The 18,096-nt window shown below is 72.0% G+C and carries 16 protein-coding genes and 1 pseudogene; 12 read left to right on the top strand and 5 right to left on the bottom strand.

The genetic code is table 11. The features are described from left to right. The first annotated feature begins 30 nt into the window (after positions 1-30). Positions 31-1,398 carry a rhodanese-like domain-containing protein gene (locus AC5P1B_RS09435; RefSeq protein WP_493886159.1) on the top strand — a complete coding sequence of 456 codons (1,368 nt, stop codon included), beginning with the start codon at positions 31-33 and terminating at the stop codon, positions 1,396-1,398. Positions 1,399-1,554: 156 nt separating this feature from the next. On the opposite strand, the gene AC5P1B_RS09440 is transcribed toward AC5P1B_RS09435, so the two are convergent. Further along, the gene (locus AC5P1B_RS09440) at positions 1,555-1,866 is read right to left on the bottom strand and encodes a metal-sensitive transcriptional regulator (protein WP_493886160.1); all 312 of its coding nucleotides are present in this window, start codon (positions 1,864-1,866) and stop codon (positions 1,555-1,557) included. Positions 1,867-1,967: 101 nt separating this feature from the next. Here AC5P1B_RS09440 and AC5P1B_RS09445 point away from each other — a divergent pair, with 101 nt between their 5' ends. Both AC5P1B_RS09445 and AC5P1B_RS09450 read left to right on the top strand, forming a co-directional pair. Then, a complete protein-coding gene (locus tag AC5P1B_RS09445; protein ID WP_493886161.1) occupies positions 1,968-2,534 on the top strand; it encodes a rhodanese-like domain-containing protein in 567 nt (188 codons plus the stop codon). Between the two features lie 192 nt (positions 2,535-2,726). After that, a complete protein-coding gene (locus AC5P1B_RS09450) occupies positions 2,727-4,379 on the top strand; it encodes an aminotransferase-like domain-containing protein (RefSeq protein ID WP_493886163.1) in 1,653 nt (550 codons plus the stop codon). 83 nt (positions 4,380-4,462) lie between these two features. Here AC5P1B_RS09450 and AC5P1B_RS09455 read toward each other — a convergent pair whose 3' ends face one another. Beyond that, entirely contained in the window at positions 4,463-5,218 is a 756-nt protein-coding gene (locus tag AC5P1B_RS09455; RefSeq protein WP_493886165.1) for a sulfite exporter TauE/SafE family protein, read from the bottom strand. 205 nt (positions 5,219-5,423) lie between these two features. Beyond that, positions 5,424-6,332 (bottom strand): DUF72 domain-containing protein, encoded by a 909-nt coding sequence (locus tag AC5P1B_RS09460; protein ID WP_493886167.1) that lies wholly within the window; start codon positions 6,330-6,332, stop codon positions 5,424-5,426. A 166-nt stretch (positions 6,333-6,498) separates the two neighbouring features. Here AC5P1B_RS09460 and AC5P1B_RS09465 point away from each other — a divergent pair, with 166 nt between their 5' ends. From AC5P1B_RS09465 to AC5P1B_RS09500, 8 genes are all read left to right on the top strand, one after another. Further along, on the top strand, positions 6,499-7,650 hold the full coding sequence (locus AC5P1B_RS09465; protein WP_493886169.1) for a diaminopropionate ammonia-lyase: 1,152 nt from the start codon (positions 6,499-6,501) through the stop codon (positions 7,648-7,650). 250 nt (positions 7,651-7,900) lie between these two features. After that, the gene (guaD, locus tag AC5P1B_RS09470) at positions 7,901-9,388 is read left to right on the top strand and encodes a guanine deaminase (protein WP_493886170.1); all 1,488 of its coding nucleotides are present in this window, start codon (positions 7,901-7,903) and stop codon (positions 9,386-9,388) included. Then, positions 9,385-10,155, top strand: a complete 771-nt coding sequence (locus AC5P1B_RS09475; RefSeq protein WP_493886171.1) for a uracil-DNA glycosylase — start codon at positions 9,385-9,387, stop codon at positions 10,153-10,155. Before guaD ends, AC5P1B_RS09475 begins: the two co-directional genes overlap by 4 nt. Positions 10,156-10,292: 137 nt before the next feature. Next, on the top strand, positions 10,293-10,994 hold the full coding sequence (locus AC5P1B_RS09480; RefSeq protein ID WP_493886173.1) for a Crp/Fnr family transcriptional regulator: 702 nt from the start codon (positions 10,293-10,295) through the stop codon (positions 10,992-10,994). Between the two features lie 185 nt (positions 10,995-11,179). Continuing rightward, complete coding sequence (locus AC5P1B_RS09485; RefSeq protein ID WP_493886174.1) at positions 11,180-12,127, top strand: hypothetical protein; 948 nt, start codon at positions 11,180-11,182, stop codon at positions 12,125-12,127. Beyond that, a complete protein-coding gene (locus AC5P1B_RS09490) occupies positions 12,124-14,337 on the top strand; it encodes a hypothetical protein (protein ID WP_493886175.1) in 2,214 nt (737 codons plus the stop codon). The genes AC5P1B_RS09485 and AC5P1B_RS09490 overlap by 4 nt, the downstream gene beginning before the upstream one ends. Next, positions 14,334-15,233: a hypothetical protein gene (locus AC5P1B_RS09495; RefSeq protein ID WP_493886176.1), complete on the top strand. Its 900-nt coding sequence runs from the start codon at positions 14,334-14,336 to the stop codon at positions 15,231-15,233. The genes AC5P1B_RS09490 and AC5P1B_RS09495 overlap by 4 nt, the downstream gene beginning before the upstream one ends. Positions 15,234-15,470: 237 nt before the next feature. Beyond that, entirely contained in the window at positions 15,471-16,010 is a 540-nt protein-coding gene (locus AC5P1B_RS09500; protein ID WP_493886177.1) for a Pycsar system effector family protein, read from the top strand. A 48-nt stretch (positions 16,011-16,058) separates the two neighbouring features. Here the strand turns inward: AC5P1B_RS09500 and AC5P1B_RS09505 are convergent, their stop codons facing one another. Both AC5P1B_RS09505 and AC5P1B_RS09510 read right to left on the bottom strand, forming a co-directional pair. Further along, a complete protein-coding gene (locus AC5P1B_RS09505) occupies positions 16,059-17,204 on the bottom strand; it encodes a CU044_5270 family protein (protein WP_493886178.1) in 1,146 nt (381 codons plus the stop codon). Further along, positions 17,197-17,766, bottom strand: coding sequence for an RNA polymerase sigma factor (locus AC5P1B_RS09510; protein ID WP_493886179.1), 570 nt, complete (start codon positions 17,764-17,766; stop codon positions 17,197-17,199). The genes AC5P1B_RS09505 and AC5P1B_RS09510 overlap by 8 nt, the downstream gene beginning before the upstream one ends. A 105-nt stretch (positions 17,767-17,871) precedes the next feature. On the opposite strand from AC5P1B_RS09510, the pseudogene AC5P1B_RS09515 reads away from it, so the two are divergent. After that, a pseudogene (locus tag AC5P1B_RS09515) lies at positions 17,872-18,096 on the top strand (aa3-type cytochrome oxidase subunit I); the annotation flags it as partial.

The following is an 18,096-nucleotide window of genomic DNA, read 5'->3' on the forward strand; positions in this document are numbered from 1 at the left end:
GGCGGTACAGGTCGTCGTGAGGAGCAGGCAGTGGTCTTTGTGGAGACGCTGGCGCTGGAGGGGCTGGGCAATCGCAGTTATCTCGTCGGCGGGACATCGGCGGCCGTGGTGGTGGACCCGCCGCGCGATGCCGACCAGGTGATCGCCGCCGCCGCACGGCGCGGCGTGCGGGTCGCCACCGTCGTGGAGACGCACGTACACAACGACTACATCAGCGGCGGTCTTGAGCTCGCCAGGCTGACCGGGGCGCGCTACCTCGTCCCGGCCGGGGCGCGGGTGGCCTTCGACCGCGTGCCGGTCGCGGACGGGGACGAGATCCCGGTCGACGGGGATCTTCGGCTGCGCGCGCTGGCCACACCGGGTCACACCCCGCACCACACCTCCTACGTACTGGAGGAGGACGGCCGTGCGGTGGCGGCCTTCACCGGCGGCTCGCTGCTGATCGGAAGCGTGGGGCGGCCGGACCTGGTCGAGCCCCGGCTGACCGAACGGCTCGCCCGCGCCCAGCACGCCTCCGCGCACCGGCTGGCGGCCGAACTCGCCGACGACGTCACCGTTCTGCCCACCCACGGCTTCGGCAGTTTCTGCTCCTCGTCGCAGTCCGAGGGGGACACCACCACCATCGGCGCCGAGCGAGGGCGCAACGACGCGCTCACGCAGGACGTGGACTCCTTCGTCGCCCAACTGCTCGCCGGGCTGGACGACGTCCCGGCCTACTACGCGCACATGGGCCCGGCCAACGCCGCAGGCCCCGCCCCCGTGGACCTGACGCCGCCGGGTCCCGCCGACGCCGAGGACATCGCGCGACGGCTGGCGGCCGGGGAGTGGGTGGTGGACCTCCGTAGCCGTATCGCGTACGCGGAGGGCCACGTCGGCGGCGCGTACAACTTCGAGGCCGAGGGGCGGCTGGCGACCTATCTCGCCTGGCTGATCCCGTGGGGCAAGCCGGTCACGCTGCTCGCCGGGACGCCGGAGGAGATCGCGAGCGCACAGCGCGAGCTGGCCCGGGTCGGCATCGACCGCCCGGCGGGCGCCGCCACCGGGGAGCCGACCGGCTGGCTGCGCGAGGGCGAGCGGCTGCGGTCCTTCCCGCGCGCCACCTTCGCCGAACTGGCCGCCGCCAGGGAGCGCGGCGAGAGAACGGTGGTGCTGGACGTGCGGCGGAACGCGGAGCTGGCCGGGGGCCGCCGCGTCCTGGACTCGGTGCACATCCCCATCCACGAGTTGCACGGGCGGCTCGGCGAGGTGCCACCGGGCACGGTGTGGGTGCACTGCGCGGGCGGGATGCGGGCGGCGATCGCCGCGTCCCTGCTGGACGCGGCCGGTCGGGACGTGGTCGCTGTCGATGACTCCTTCGACGCGGCGCGGGACGCCGGGCTGACCGTCGCCGCCTCATGAGGGGCACGTGGCACGAGACGAGGGGTGCGGGGGACGGGCCCGGGGGACGATTCCGGGTCGGGCCGCTGCCGCGCCCGCGAGGCCCGGCCGCCGGTCCAGCCCCGACGACAGGCGTTGCCTGCGCGCTCACGCCGACGACCGGCCCTGCCTACGCGCTCACGCCAGCGACAGGAACAGCTTTTCCAGCCGGGCGCGCATCTGCTCCCGGTCCACCGGGGTGGCGGCGGCGTCGGAAGCCGAACCCTCCGGACTGTCGCGCGAGTCGGCCATGCAGTGCTGGAGCCCGGTCGCGATGATGGCGAAACCCGCCTTGTCCAGGGCACGGGACGCGGCAGCGAGCTGCGTGACGACGTCCTCGCAGTCCCGCCCTTCCTCGATCATCCTGATGACGCCCGCGATCTGCCCCTGCGCCCGGCGCAGCCTGTTGACCACGGACTTCAGCTCATCGGCCGCCATCTGGAGTCCCACAAGCCCCACTCCTCTCCTCTGCCCCGCCGGTATACCCCGGTGGGTATTCTATCCCGCTGGTTCAGGCCGGCGGGCCGAAGAAGGGAACGACAGTACTTCTCATGAACACCACCCAGCATCTCGCCGTTGACCAGGCCGAAGACCGGCTCCACGAGCTGACCGTCGTCGATGTCCGTACGCCGGGTGAGTACGCCTCCGGCCACCTGCCAGGCGCCCACAACGTTCCGCTGGACGACCTCGACCGCGCTCTTGCCGCGCTACGGGCCGCCTCCACCAGGAGCGGGCTGCTCATGGTGTGCGCTTCGGGGAATCGTTCCGGCACCGCGTGCCAGACGCTGAACGCCGCCGGGATCGACGCCGTCAACCTGACCGGCGGCACCGCCGCCTGGCGCGCACGCGGGAACGAGCTGCACCATCCGGACGGCGCCCGCACGGTGTGGGCGATGGAGCGCCAGGTCCGCTTCGCCGCCGGTGCCCTCGTGCTGACCGGCCTGGCGGCCGGGCGGCGCCGTCCGGTCGCCCGCTGGCTGTCCGCGGGTGTGGCGGGCGGCCTGGTCTTCTCGGCCCTGACCGACACGTGCGGCATGGCCCGGGTGCTGTCCCGCCTGCCGTACAACCGGCCGCGCCCCGCCGACCTCGACGCCACCCTCGCGGCTCTGGCGGGCTGACCGGCAGGGCTGACCCGCACCCGTCGATCGGCGATCCCGTGATCCCCGTCGGCCGGGGAGGTCAGCCCGTGGGCCAGCGCGTCGTCTGCCGCGCACGCTCCGTTGCGCGCGGTGGCCGCGCTCACCATGCCGTCACGCGCACACGGCACACGGCACGTCTCGCGTGTCACGCTCCCGCGTCACAATGGCCTGATGAACAGGTCTGACGAAGACGCTTCGGACCGGTCCACAACGCCGGGTTCCGACTTCCTCCAGCTCAGCGTCGCCGAAGCGCCGGTGGGCGGCCTGTCCGACTGGCTGGCCCGGCGGCTCCGGCTCGCGATATCGGACGGCCGGCTGCCGATCGGGAGCAGGCTCCCCGCCACCCGGGTGCTGGCGGCCGAACTGCGCGTATCGCGTGGTGTGGTGACCGAGGCGTATCAGCGTCTGATCGAGGACGGGCGTGCCGAGGGGCGCGGCCGAGGCGGGACGGTCGTCGTCGCCGCTCCGCTGACGGCCACGGCGGCCCCGGCGGCCCTCACGGCGGAACGGCGGACACCGGCACCGGTACGGACAGCGGCGGCACGATCCGCCGCATCCGCATCCGCATCCGCATCCGCATCCGCATCCGCATCCGCACCCACGCTCGCATCCGCACCCACATCTTCACCCGCACCACCCATCAGCCCCGCCGCGCCAGCCCCACCCGCCGCGTCAGCCGCAGCGAGGGGGCCGTTCGCGGTCGCCCCGGGCGCCGACGTCTTCGACGTGCTGCGCGCGGCACCGGCCCGGATCGACCTGACGCCGGGGACGCCCGACCTGGCCACCTTCCCGCGCGCCGCGTGGCTGCGCGCCGAACGCTCGGTGTTCCGTGACCTCCCGGCCTCCGGCTTCGGATACGGAGATCCGCGCGGGACACCTGAGTTGCGTCTCGCCGTGGTCAACTGGCTCGCCCGCTACCGCGGCATCCGCGCCGACCCCGGTGACGTGGTCATCGTCGCCGGGACCGCTCAGGCGCTCGGCCTGCTCGGGCAGGTGTTCCGCGATGAGGGAATCGACGCGATGGCGGTGGAAGACCCCGGATCGCTCGGGGCGCGCCAGCATCTCGCCAACTGGCGGCTGCGTACGCCCCCGGTCCCCGTCGACGCGGAGGGCATCAGGGTCGACGCGCTGCGCGCGAGCGGGGCCCCGGCCGTGCTGCTGACCCCGGCCCACCAGTTCCCGATGGGTGTCGTGCTCAGCGGCGAACGGCGCCGCGAGCTGATGCGCTGGGCGGACGAGGGCGGGCTGGTCTTCGAGGACGACTACGACGCCGAACACCGCTACGACCGGCCGCCGGTGCCCGCGCTGCGGTCGATGCTCACGGACAGCGTCTGCTACGCGGGCAGCGTGTCCAAGCTCCTCGCCCCCGCCCTGCGGGTGGGATGGGTGCTCGCACCGCCGAAGTACCGCGACGCGTTCGTGGACGCGAAGCGGTGCGCCGACCTCGGCAACGCCGCGCTGCCCCAACTCGTCCTGGCCCGGCTGATGGAGTCCGGCGAGATGGAACGTCAGCTGCGCCTCCTCCGCAAGCGGCACCGCAGCCGTCGCGACGCGATGATCGACGCGCTCGCCGCGCATCTTCCGGACGCCGTCGTACGCGGCGCCGCGGCCGGGCTGCATCTGACGATCACCTTCGAGGCCGACTTCGCCGACGTCGATCTCGCGGCGGCGGCCCTCGCCCGCGGGGTGAAGGCGCAGCCGCTGTCGTGGCACACGCAGGCCGCGTACCAGCCCGGCCTGGTCCTTGGGTACGCCGCGAGCACGCCCGCCGGCATCGCCGAGGGTGTGGCGCTCCTTGGCGAGGCCCGGCGGCGGCTGCCCTGACGGCCCGCCCGGGGTTCGGCGCCCCCGGTCTGCGGGACGCCCCCGGCTCAGTGCACCCGGCATGTGGGATGTGTGCCCCCGGCTCAGCGCACCAGGAAGATCGTCGCCGCTGTGATCCCGACGGTGAAGATGACGCCGCGCAGCACGTTGGCCGGGAGCTTGCGGCCCACTCGCGCGCCCACCAGGCCGCCCAGCGTCGATCCGGCGGCGATCAGGCCGGCGGCTGCCCAGTCGATGTCGGCGGCGGCGAGGAAGACCACTGCGGCGACGCCGTTGACGATGGACGCCAGGACGTTCTTGGCCGCGTTCAGCCGCTGGAGGTCATCGCGCAGGAAACTGCCGAAGAGGCCCATGAGCAGGACCCCCTGGGCGGCGCCGAAGTAGCCGCCGTAGATCCCCGTCCCCAGCACGCCGCACCACATGGGCACCCCGCCGTCCTCCCGCCCGCTCGGCTTCCTCCCGGCGAGCCACCGGTTGAGCCGGGGTTGCAGGAGCACCAGCACACAGGCGAGGAGGATCAGCACGGGCACCACCGCGTCGAAGGCGTCGGCGGGCAGCTTGAGCAGGAGGAGCGCGCCGATGAGCCCGCCGATCAGCGAGCCCGTACCGAACCGGACGAGCCGCCTCAACTGGCCCTTCAGCTCCCGGCGGTATCCGTAGGCGGCGCTGAGCACACCGGGCACCAGGCCCATGTTGTTGGACACGTTCGCCAGTACCGGCGGATAGCCGAAGGCGAGCAGCGTCGGGAAGGTGATGAGTGTTCCGGAGCCGACCACCGCGTTCATCCCACCGGCGGCGATTCCGGCGGCGCCGATGGCCACCGCCTCAAGTGCTTCCACAGTCCACCCTCCGAAGACGCGTCGCCGAGCGCGGCGGACTGGTGCGTGGGGACACTGGAGGACCCTGACCCGCAGCCGGTTCGCGGCGGCCGGGCCGCCGCGATATCCAGGGCAACGGTCGTTGTCCTGGGCCCGCGAAGATCGTCGTCCATGGTCAAAACCCAAGTCAATCCTCGGGTTTCCTTGCACAGGTCCAAGCCTTACCTCAGATCGCCCGGATTGGCCGGGTCGTCGCCGCCCGCGTGCCGAGCAGTCCGCTCATCGACTCCGCTGCCCGGACGGCCGCGTCGGCGCAGCAGTTGTTGAACAGCACGTGAAGCTGCTCGGCCTGGTCGGCCATGGCCCGTACGCGGGGCAGCCACGCGCGGAGTTCGGCGGCCGAGTAGGTGTGGCGGAACCGGTCCTCCTTGGAGCCGGTGCCCCAGGCGGTGTTGCGGCCGTGGAAGCGGATCACCGCGCGCTGACGGCAGGTGATCGGGGTGACCGGGGGTATCGACGTCGGCAGCGTCTGCGTCATGTCCACGGCCACGGCGGCGAACCCCAGGTCGGTCAGCAGCTCGGCCGTACGGGCGTAGCGGTCATCGCGCCACCAGTCCGGGTGCCGGAACTCCACGGCCACCGGCCAGCCCGCGGTGCGCCGCTCGCACTGGCGGAGATGATCCTCCGACCGCGCGCCAGGGGCGAACCACGGCGGGAACTGGAACAGCACCGTCCCCAGGCGGTCTGCCTGGCGCAGCGGTTCGAGCGCGTCGCTGAACCGCCGCCACACCTCGTCGAGCAGCCCGGGATCGGTGGTCCCGTACCCCGCGCGGCCTTGCCTGCCGAGGGCGGGCCGCAGATCGGCCGGCAGTGCGTTCTCCCGCGTCGGGTGGCCGGTGAGCAGGGAGAACGCCTTGATGTCGAAGCGGAAACCGGGTGGGGTGCGCTCGGTCCACAGGCGGCTGTTGCGGCTGCTGGGAAGGGCGTAGTAAGAGGCGTCGGCCTCCACGACGGGGAAGTGGTCGGCGTAGTGCCGTAACCGCCCCTCCGCGTCGCGCCGCCCCGGCGGATACCAGCCGCTGGAGACGAGCGCCCTGTCCGTCCACGAACATGTCCCGACCAGAATCTCGCCCATGCCCGCCCAGGTACCCAGATCGCGGCCGATAGCCCGCCGAACCATCGGGCACCGCCATCAGCAGGGCGGGGCGAGCCGGCGTTGTCGAACGCATCGGTATCGCTGACGAGCCCCGGCCGGAAATATGTGCTGGACCGAGGGGGCAGGTGCGTCGCACGCTGTTGCCATGCCCGAGCCCCCCGCCTCCGCTGCCTCTTCTGCCTCGTCGCCGTCCGCCCCCGCGCTGTCGTGGTTCGCCCGCCCCGCCACCGCCCGAACGTGGACCTGTGCCGCCGCCCCGGCGGCCGTACGGGAATTCCACGCCGGGCTGCCCGGTCACGTGGCCACTCCGCTGGCCGAACTGCCGGGGCTGGCAGCGGAGTTGGGCGTAGCGAGAGTGTTCGTCAAGGATGAGTCGTCCCGGCTCGGGCTGCCCGCGTTCAAGGCTTTGGGCGCGTCGTGGGCGGTCCACCGGGTCCTCGCCGAGCGCGCAGCGGACGGTGCGGGAGCAGCCCGTACGGTCACGCTCGTCACCGCCACGGACGGCAACCACGGCCGGGCCGTGGCCCGGATGGCCCGGCTGTTCGGGCAGCGCGCCCACGTCTTCGTACCGCCGGGTATCCACCCGGCCGCCGTCGCGGCCATCGCCTCCGAGGGCGCCCAGGTCACCGAGGCGGGTGGCTCCTACGACGCGGCGGTACGCGCCGCGGCCGACGCGGCGGCGGCGCCGGACTCGGTGCTCATCCAGGACACCGCCTGGTCCGGCTACGAGCAGATCCCCGCGTGGATCGTCGAGGGCTACTCCACCCTCTTCACCGAGATCGACGCCCAACTGTCCGAGGTCGGCTGCACCGTGCCCGACCTGGTGGCCGTCCCCGTCGGCGTCGGCTCGCTCGCCCAGGCCGCGGTCACCCACTACCGCGGCCACCCCGCCCGGCGCTCCCCGAGCCTGCTGGCCGTCGAACCCGAGACCGCGGCCTGTGTCCTGGAGAGCCTGACCCGGCGGGAACTGGTCAGCGTGCCGACCGGTGAGACGACGATGGCCGGTCTGAACTGCGGCACACCCTCCACCCTGGCCTGGCCCTTCCTGCGGGACGGCCTGGACGCCGCCGTCGCCGTCAGCGACGCGGCCAGCGCCGCCGCCGCGGGTGACCTCGCCGCCCTGGGAGTCTCCTCCGGCCCCTGCGGCGCCGCCTCGCTGGCGGGCGTACGCGCCACCCTCACCGGCGAGGGAGCCGCCGCCCGCCGCGCCGCCCTCGCCCTCGGCCCCACCTCGACCGTCGTCCTGCTGAGCACCGAGGGCGCCGCCGCGAACCCCCGGTTCCTGCCGTCCGGATGACTGGTCGGCGGCCCTGGGCGCGTGTGTCACCAGCGGCACAGCAAGGCACGGCAGAGCGTTTCGACGACCGCTGCCTGAGGAACGCGCACAGACGGCCGGGTCGGGTGACGGCGATGGCGGCAGCCGAGTCAGCGAGTCAGCGAGTCAGCGAGTCAGCCGGGGCAATCGAGGCAATCGAGACGGACCGGGCACAGACTGAGCAGAGGCCCCGGGAGGCCGGGAGGCCGGACAGAGGAGAGTGACGCCGAGCATGACCAGCCCCGCTGCTCACACCTCCACCGACGGGGTCTCCGCCGGCGGGGTCTCCGCCGGCGGGGTCTCCGCCGGCGGGGTCTCCGCTGTGCGTGGTGGCCTCGTGCGCTATCGGGACGACCCGTTCCGTACGAGCTACGAGGAGGCTTTCGCGTACGAGTCGGACGGCTTGCTCATCTGTGCCGGGGGCCGTGTCACCGCGGCGGGTGACTACGCCGCCCTGCGCGACCGGCTGCCCGCCGGGGTCGAGCCCGTCCACTACCCGGGCCAGGTGATCAGCGCCGGGTTCATCGACACGCACACCCACTACGTACAGACGGAAGCCATCGCCGCCTTCGGAGCGGGCCTGAGCGACTGGCTCGACCACACCTTCGTGGCGGAGGAGCGGTTCTCCGACGGCCCGCACGCCCGCCGGGTCGCCTCGCTCGCCTGCGACGAATTCCTGCGCAACGGCACGACCACCGCACTGACCTACGCCGCCGTGTACCCCGGCTCGGTCGACGCGATCTTCGAGGCGGCGTCCGAGCGCGGTATGCGCATCGCCGCAGGCAAGGTGCTGATGGACCGCGACGCGCCCAGCCGCCTGCTCGACACCGCGCAGCGCGGCTACGACGACTCCAAGGCGCTGATCGAACGCTGGCACGGGAAGGGCCGCAACCTGTACGCCGTCACGCCCAGATTCGCTCCGACCAGTACGCCCGGACAGCTGGAAGCGGCGGGCGCCCTGTGGAAGCAGCATCCCGGCACGCTCGTCCAGACCCATGTGTCGGAGAGCCCTGAGGAGATTCCGCGAGTCCGCGCCCTCTTCCCCGACCGCGCGGGCTATCTGGATGTGTACGACCACTACGGCCTGCTCGGCCCCGGCGCGGTTCTCGCGCACGGCGTCCACCTCACCCAGGCCGAGCGCGACCGCTGCGCGGAGACCGGCACGGCGATCGCCCACTGCCCGACCTCGAACCTCTTTCTCGGCAGCGGGCTGTTCCGCATGGGCGAGGCCAAGGACGTCGAACACCCCTTGAAGGTCGGCCTTGGCACCGATATCGGGGCGGGTACCAGCTTTTCGATGCTGCGCACCATGAACGAGGCATACAAGGTCGCCAGGCTTTCCGGCTACGCACTCGACGCCGTCCAGGCGTTCTACCTCGCGACACGCGGTGGTGCGCAGGCGATGGGCCTGTCGGGCGTGGTCGGCTCCCTTGAGCCCGGCCAAGAGGCCGATTACGTCGTGCTCGACCCCCGCGCCACCCCTCTTCTGGCCCAGCGCGCCGCACACGCGGAGAACATCGGGGACCTGCTCTTCGCGCTGGCTGTGCTGGGTGATGACCGCACGATCCGCGCCACCTACGTCGCGGGCTCACTCGCCTACGACCGCGACGCGCCTGCCAGGCCCGAGGAAGCCGACCACGCGCGGAGAGAATCGCGGGAATCGCGGGAATCGCGGGAATCGCGGGAAGAACCACGGGGAGAACGGATGAAGCCGAGGTGACAGATCCCCTGCCGGACGCCGCCGACCGGCGGTTCCCGGCCCGCCACGCGCCCCTCTGCGCGAGCGTCGGCGAACTGGACGCGCACGTGGCCCAGTGCCGGGCGTGCCCGCGGCTGGTGGCCTGGCGTGAGGAGGTCGCCGGGGCCAAACGCGCGGCCTTCCAGGACTGGGAGTACTGGGGGCGGCCTGTCCCCGGCTTCGGGCCCGCCGACGCGGCGGTGGCGGTGGTCGGGCTTGCACCCGCCGCGCACGGTGGCAACAGGACCGGGCGGATGTTCACCGGTGACGCGGCCGGTGACTTCCTGTTCGCCGCGCTCCACACCGTCGGCCTCGCCTCGCAGCCGACCGCCACCCACCGCGGCGACGGCCTCGCGCTGCACGGCGTACGACTCACGTCCCCCGTGCACTGCGCCCCGCCCCAGAACAAGCCCACCCCCGAGGAACGCGACACCTGCCGCCCCTGGCTGGCGGCCGAGCTGGAACTGCTGAGCCCCGGTCTGCGTACGGTCGTCGTCCTCGGCGCCTTCGGCTGGCAGGCCCTGCTGCCCGTACTGAACGACGCGGGCTGGCAACTGCCCCGTCCACGGCCGGCCTTCGGACACGGCGCCCAGATCACCCTGCCCGGCGCGGGCGACAGACAGGAGCTGCGCCTCATCGGCTGCTACCACCCGAGCCAGCGCAACACGTTCACGGGCAGGCTCACCTTCGCCATGCTCGTCGAGGTGTTGCGCGAAGCCGCGCACGCGAGCGGGCTGAGCCCGGCGTAGCGGGGGTGTGCCGACGGGGCCGGGTGGTGGCGCGGGCCCGGGGGCGCGCGACCCGTCGGGCGGAAGGGCAGGGCGGTCGCGCTGTGGAATCACGCCGTTCCCCTGCGCTGTGTCGCAAGATTTCCTAGGGTCATCGCATGGGCGACTCGGCGGACCACTCCAGGGGAGTTCCGGGTGCGCCGGGCCGGAGCTTGCGCGACCTCATCGGCGAGGCGAGGTGGCGGGACATGGTGCGGCACGCGTTTGAGCGCCGCCACCCGGTCGGCAGTGTGCTGCTGCGCCAGGGCGAGCCGGGGACTCATGTGCTTGCCCTGCTCGACGGCGTGGCCAAGGTGGTGCGTACCGAGCGGAACGGCGAGCTCACACTCCTGGCTTTCCGCGGCAGAGGAGAACTCCTGGGCGAAGTAGCCGTGCTGGACGGCGGCGTCCGGCTGGCGAGCGTCGAGACGCTGACGGACTGTGCCGTCGCTGTCCTGAGCAAGGAGCAGTTCACCCGGTTCGTCGCCAGCCGTGATCTGTCCCCCGCGCTCACGCGGTATGCCCTCACGAGGCTGCGCGAATCGGATCAGGCGCGGGGAGGAGGCGATGTCCTACCCCGGCTGGCGGCGACGCTGGTCAGGCTGGCGGATATCTCCGGCCATCTCGCCGACCGTTCTGATCAGCCGCTGGAACTCGCCTTGACACGGCAGGAGCTGGCCCAGCATCTCCAGACCTCACGCAACACGATCACGGCGAAGCTCGCGGAACTGGAGACGTCCCGGGTTCAGGTGCAGCGCATGCGCATCGTGATCAACGACTTGCCTGCCCTGCGCCGCGCAGCCGCCGTCCTCGGCCGGTGAGCCCTCAGCGCCGCCGCGGCTGGGCCCTGACTGCCGGAAGTGTGGCGCCCGTCACATGTCATACGCGTCGAAAAAGCACACCAGCATGTGGGCCGTCGAGAAGCTGGACGGGCACGACAGCCGCCGTTCTCCCTTGGATCGCACAGGCCCGGGCCGTCAACACGTAAAGGGAAAAGATGTCTTCGATGCCCCACGCACCCCACCAAGCGCTGCCCGAAATCAGCGCCGCGCCCCACTCCCGTAGCCGTCGCCTTCCCCCATATCGGGGAGTTGTCGCCGTTGATGCCAAGGACTTCACCGGCTACCCCGCCGTCCAGCACGGCGCGATCAGCCAGGCCATCCCCCAATTGCTGCAAGTGTCGTTCGAGCGTACCGACCTCGCGGAGATCTGGGAGGACAGGCGGTTTCCCAACTCGACAGGGGACGGGTACGTGTTCGGTTTCGACCCGGCGGCGATGCCGTTTGCCATCCACCCCTGGCTGAACACGCTTCAGGACGTGCTGACGGAGTTCAATGTGCACTCCTCGGGTGCCGTGCGCATCCGGCTGCGCGTCAGCCTCCACATCGGCCCTTTGCCTGACTCCGGCGACGAGTTCGACGGCAACGGGACCCCTCGCAACGACACCCACCGGCTGCTCGACTCCCGCCCGGTCAAGGCGATGTTGGCGGCCTCCAGTGAGAACATCACCCAGGTCGCCGCCATCCTCTCCGACCGCTGCTACCAGGACGCGGTGGCGAGCGGTTACACCGGGCGGCACCCGGATCACTTCATCGAGGTCCCTGCCACGGTCGAGGGCAAACGGTTCGACCAGCGGGCCTGGCTGCATGTGCCCGCCCCGTCAGGCAACCTGTACGACCGGCGCATCCTCGGTGATCGAGTGGTCGAGGACCACGAGGCCCGCCCCGCGCGGACGACCGGCACATCGGACAGCGGTGGACGAGGGGAGGCTCACCGCCCGGTGATGACGAGGGCGGATCGCGGAAACGCCAACAGCGGAACGGTGCACGGTGGCCAGAGCGTCAGCAACACCGATACCGGCGGCGGCGACTATGTCGGAGGCAACAAGGCAGGTACGGTCCACGGCAACCAGGGCGACACCGTCCACGGTGACAAGAACGAAGGCCGCCGGTGACTGCCGAACGAGAGCGCCCCGACGCCGCCGACGAGTCCGGGCACGCGTCCGGCGCGGTACCGGAGGAGGAGCCACGCGCTCCAGGCGCGGACCTGGGTGAGGACCTTCCCGACGAGGACCTGAACGACGTCTTCGGTGGCGCGTTGGCCGATTTGACGGCAGGTGGGCGGATACCTGCCTTCGTCTACGCGCCATACGGGAACGTCAACGCGGGCGCCCTTCACGGTGGGCAACGCGTGGACAACCGCGGAGTCGCGGACGGTCCCGGCGGCAGGCGGGTGGAGGCACACGAAGGGCCGATCTCCGCGGTCGAGATCCTGGAGGCCCGCGTGGGGTTCGCAGAGCCGGCGTGGTTTGCCGCGGCGCTGGCGGCACTGGACACCGGTGTGCTGTTCCTGACCGGTGAACCGGGGACCGGGCGCCGCACGGCGGCGCTGAACCTGCTGTACCGGCACAGCGGGAACAGCATGGATCTGCGGGCGGTCGACAGCGATATGAGCCTCGCGTCGTGGTCCCCTCATCGCGCCGGGGCCCGCGGATACCTTGTGGACGGACTGCTGCCCAACTACCCGCTCAAGCCGGGGCTCGTCGGCAACGTGCGGCGTCAGCTGAGCGACGCGGGCGCCCGCATGGTGATCGTTCTGCCGGACGACCCGGAGCTCGCACGGCGCTTGGAGCGGGACCTCCACATCACTGTGATCCCCTGCGTACCGCCCTCTCCCCGCGCGGTCTTCGCCGCGCGCTTCGAGGCCGCCGTGCCCTCGGCGGCCGAGCGCGACCGGCTGCTGTCACGCCTGGAGCCCGGGCTGCTGGACGAACTGCTCGTGCCCGACCTGGTGCCCGCACAGGTAGTGGAGCTTGTGGCCTCCATCGCTGCGTCCAGCGGAGCCGAAGCGGACTCCACCGACATCAGGGACCGGCTGAGCTTCCTCGCCGAGGAAGAGGTGCCGGACCTCCTCAGGAAGCTGCTCGACGACGCGGACGGGTTGGCCTTCCTGCTGGCGACCTGCGTCTTCGAGGGCCTTGACCACCGGGTCGTGCGGCAGGAGGCGGAGCGGCTTCTCACGCTCGCGGACGGACGCCTGAGTTCCGTACTTCCCGAGGGGCCGGAGGACAGGCGCGGCGAGCGGCCGGAGAAGCCCCGGCCCAATCCGCAGTTCGTCTTCCGCCGCTCCTTGCAGGAACTGTTGCGCACCGTACGCGCGCAGTGCGCCCCCAAAGAGATTCACACGGGTTCTGCTTACAGCTACGCGGTGGAGCCCGTGCGGTTCACGAGGCACCGCCAGGGCGAGGCCGTGTTGAGGTACGTGTGGCGGGAGTACGGCCAGCTGTCGACATTGCTGACGGACTGGATGGGCAAGGTGAGCGCCGACAAGGACCTGACGGAGCCAGTCGGCCGGATCATGGGAACGGCCGCGGGGTGGGGCGGCGGGCGGACGGCACTCCAGCATATCCGCGACCTCGCCGAGTCCGACCGGATGACCAGCCGGGCGATCGCGGCGTACGCCCTGGGCATGGCGGCGCAGGACCCGGCCCTGGTCGCCGAGGTGAAGTACCGCCTCGGCCAGTGGAGCGGGCGGGGCGGATGGCAGCTGCGCGCCACCGTCGCGCTCACATGCGGCACCGACTTCGGCGCCTCCCGGCCGGACCTGGCCATGCGCCTCCTGAGGGCGGTGTCCCGGAACGGCGGCGATGCCCGCGAACACACCGTGGCCCGAGCCGTCCAGCGCGCGATGCGTGAGCTCTTCGCGGCAGGCAGTCAGGCGACGGTGTTCCGGTACCTCGCCGAGTGGGCCGACCGCGGGGGCGGCGACGGCAAGCTGGCACTGGAAACCCTTCCGTACCTGCTACAGGACGCCTCATGGTTCCACGGGCAGCTGCTGTCCGACGGGCAGTTCGCCCCGGCCATCATCGATCTCGTCCACCGCGCCCTGGATGACGACGACCTGTTCGACGCGACATCCCGCTCTCTGCTCCTGTGGTGCCGCGTCGCCGCCTGGGGAGAACGGCAGCACGCGGGATTGGACGTCCTGCTGTCCTCACTCGCACAGGAGATGACGCACGGGGTCCTGCGCCTGTTCGTGGACATCGACCGGCATGAGGACAACGAGCTGGCCGGACGACGCGTCGTACGAGAGGCCCTCGACGCGTGGCGCAGTGGTGAGCGCCCGCCGCACAGCATGAGTCACCCGGGAGGGAGAGCATCGTGACCGACGAGAGCGTCTACAGCCTCGCCACCCACGCTCCGTGGCGCGAGATCCTGCGGCAGCGCTGGTCCGGGCGGATGGACCGGGTCCTGGTGCTCAGGGACCGCGCCGGCGGGTATCACGTACTGGGCTCCCGGCACCGGCCAGGTCCTGGCCGTGGCACCGGCGAGGAATGCGGCGAGCCGGGGCTGACAGCTGATGAGACGACCGCGCCCCCACGACTGCTGGGCGGCCACGACAGCGCCTTTCACGTCTACCTGGCCGAGCGTTCGGACACCCGGGCCGTGGCACTGCCGACCCCGTACGGGACCGAGTTGGTGGACGTCCGTGTGCTGTGGTGGGTGTACGACCCCGTGCGGGTCGTCTGCAGCCGGACCACGCACGGGTGGGGCGTCGTACGCAAGGACCTCGACCGCCGCCTGCACCACCTGGAAGAGTCGCTGTCCTCTGCTGGACGCGGTCTCGGCGCACGAGAGCTGATGGACGAACTGGAGTCAGCACACGAGCTGGCGGACTTCGGTCTCGCCTACCGGGTGACAGACGTCGGCTCGCGGGAATCGGCGGGCGAGCTGCGGTTGGGGCAGTCCGGTGACGCCGGTCTTCCGTACTCCTGGACCGCCAACCGCAAAGAGGAGTACGAGTTCTGTCTGCAGGCCGTGCGCAGCGGACCGGCGTCCTTGGCCGCGCTCTGGCTCCTGCGGCATCCGGACCAGGTCAGTCAGGTGCTGAGCTGGTCGGTCGACAACCAGAGTCTTCTGCGCGAGGAAACCGACTGGCAGGACGAGATGGCCCGCCTGCTGGGGAAACTCACCGAGCAGGAGCGGTTGGAACTGTCAGAGATGCTGCGTGACCGTCTCTCGGCCGTGGGGCGACGCGTCCCCGGCCAGCAGAAACCATGATCCGCCGGACAGCCGCCGGACAGCCGCCGGACAGCCGCCGGACAGCCGCCGGACAGCCGCCGGACAGCCGCCGGACGCACAGGGGCCACCGGCCGCCTGGGACGACACGGCTGCCGGAGACCCAGTCCGACACGGTCAGCGACACAGGGAGGCCCGATGCCCCGTACGCCCGCGGTTACGGCTGTCCGCCCCCGGCGGCCGACTCCCTCCGCGTACCGGCAGCAGCACCACCGAACGGTGCGAAGCCGCCGACGGGCGGTCACCGCCCCGCCGACCGCACGGCAGCCGGACACGATGGCGGTGATGGAACGCCTCATGGCCGCGAACGGGGCGGAGATCTCACGAGCGGACACCAAGGCGGCCGTGCTCCTGGGTTTCGCCGGAGCCGCGCTCGGCATGCACAGCACGGCGACCGCACACCAGGCTTCAGGGGCGGCCCCGCGCCTCTGGGGGGCGGACGTCCTGTGGTGGAGCGGGATGGTCACCGCGTTGCTCGCCACCACGTGCTTCGTCTGCGCCCTCATTCCACGGCGCCACGGCGGGAACGGCCGGGACACCGCGGTGCCCGAATTCTTCGGGCACATCACCCAGGGGCCGGGCGGTGAGCCATTGCGCCGCACCCTGGAACGGGTCGCGCGCGACCCGGCCCCACCGCTGTCGTCCTCTCTCCGCAGGACCAGTGAGATCATCCGCGCCAAGTACCGGTGGATCGAGCTCGGTACGGCGTTGCTGCTCGCAGGGCTCCCCCAGATGGCGGTGACGTCGCAACCGCTGTGACGCGAGCGGAACGACGCCGCCGCCCCGCCGGGCCAGGCCGTACCGCCGTCACCGAATCCAGGCGCGGTAGGACATGACGTCTCCCGCGGACACTCCGAACTCTGGCTGGTCAGTGGTGAAGGTGCTCTCCAGACCGAGGGCCGCGCCGGAAGCCGGATCGAGGATCAGCATCTCGCGGCTGCCGGGGAACGAGTCGTACACGTACGCCTGGCCCTTCCGCCCCAGGCGATCGGTGACCTCGCCGACGGGGCGCAGCCCTGGGGCCCGCTCCAGGATGCGGGTCAGGGCGGCGGACTCGCGGGCGCCCAGGGTCCAGTGGTCGAGCAGCGTGCTCACCGAGTCCAGCAGGCTGCCGGTGTCCCGGGAGGCGTCGCGATCCACCTCGTTGAGGTAGGCGCGGAGGCGGGTCGTGTCGTGCGGTGGCCGGGCCCGCGGAGGCGCGTCGCTCCAGGTGGGTGGGGCCGTCTGGCGGCTGATGACGTGACCGTCGTCCACGACGCGCGGGGTTCCGTCGGCGTCGGTGATGACCGGCCTTCCCGGGTGCCGTGGATCGGTCGCCACGACCAGTTCCGTGTGGCTGCCGTCGGACCTCCAGCGGGTGATGCGCTCCTCGGGCAGCGTGATCGGCGGGGTGGCGTCGGGGCCCGAGGTCATGCTGAGGCTCCAGGTCTGTACGTGGCTGCCCTGGCGCAGTGGCTGGCCGCCGCCATCCTCAGCGGCGGCCGCGGCCCGGTCGGCGAGCCGGTCCAGGGGCAGGGGAGTGGAACCGGCCTGGGGCATCAGTGGCCGGGGTGCGGCGACGGCGGCGGGCGTCGTGTTCGGCCCTGCCAGGAGCAGGACGAGCGCGACGAGTGTGGCGACGGCGGCCGTCGCCGTGACCCAGGCCATGCGCGAGGCGGACCGCGTCCAGCCAGTGGCTGACCAGCCCGTTCTCCGGCCGGTCACTCCCCGCCCGGTGGTCCGGCCAGTCGTACGGCGCGACGGCCAGCCGGTCGTACGGCGGTCGGTCGTATGGCCAGTTGCACGGTCGGTCGTACGGCTGGTCGTACGGCTGGTCGTACGGAGCGTCCGGCCGCTGTGCAGGAGTTGGTCCAGCCGTTGTTCGGCGTCCGCGTGCAGCGGGCGGTCGCGCCAGTGGCCGTCGTCGGAGCTCACCGGGTTGGCACGGCGGAGCAGTTCGAGTTCGTCAGCCATGGCCACGTTCCTTCGCGGTGTCGCTGCTGATCGCCGCCGGGCCCGGCGAGGCGGGGACGGTCACGCGCATGCGGTCGATCTCGGCACGCAGCCGACGGCGCGCGCGGTGCAGCCGCATCGCCGTCGCCCTGGTGCCGCAGCCGAGCACGACCGCGACCTCCTCGATGCCCAGCTCCTCCCACGTGGTGAGCCGCAGCACCTCCTGGTCGGCCTCCGACAACCGGGCCAGCGCGTCGTGTATCCACGCGCCCGGCCGCTCGGCGTCCGGGCTGTCGACGATCTGCCTGCCGTGCCGCGTCTCGTCGTCCCGAATCCGGTCGACAAGGCGCCTGCGGCGGCCGTATCCGCGCACGGTGTTCGCCAGGCAGTTGCGCGCGACGCCGTACAGCCAGGGCAGCGGCGCCGGAGGCAGGTCCGACCGGCGGCGCCAGGCGACGGTGAACACCTCCGCCACCACCTCTTCGACGTCGCCCACCCCGCCGTCCAGCCGCCGGGCGACGAAGCGGCTGATCGCCCAGTAGTGCTCGCGGTAGGCAGCGGCGAATGCCTCGTCGTTGCTCATGTTCTGAAGGTGTCCGGCACGTCCTCGATCGTCACACCCGAGCGTGTGATCCCTGTCGCCGCCCCGGAGTGTGGCAGAACGGACGACGCCGGACACAGGCGGGGCATGAGCGAGAACAGTTCCCACCACCCCCCTGCGGCGGCTCCCGGGCGGCGACGCCGACCGGGAAGCGCCGCCGTCGCCTGGCTGACCAGCACCGATCACAAGACGATCGGCACGATGTATCTGGTCACGTCGTTCGCGTTCTTCTGTCTCGGTGGCGTGATGGCGCTGTTCATGCGCGCCGAGCTGGCTCGTCCCGGCACGCAGATCATGTCGAACGAGCAGTTC

It is taken from the genome of Streptomyces sp. A01 (assembly GCF_059026195.1).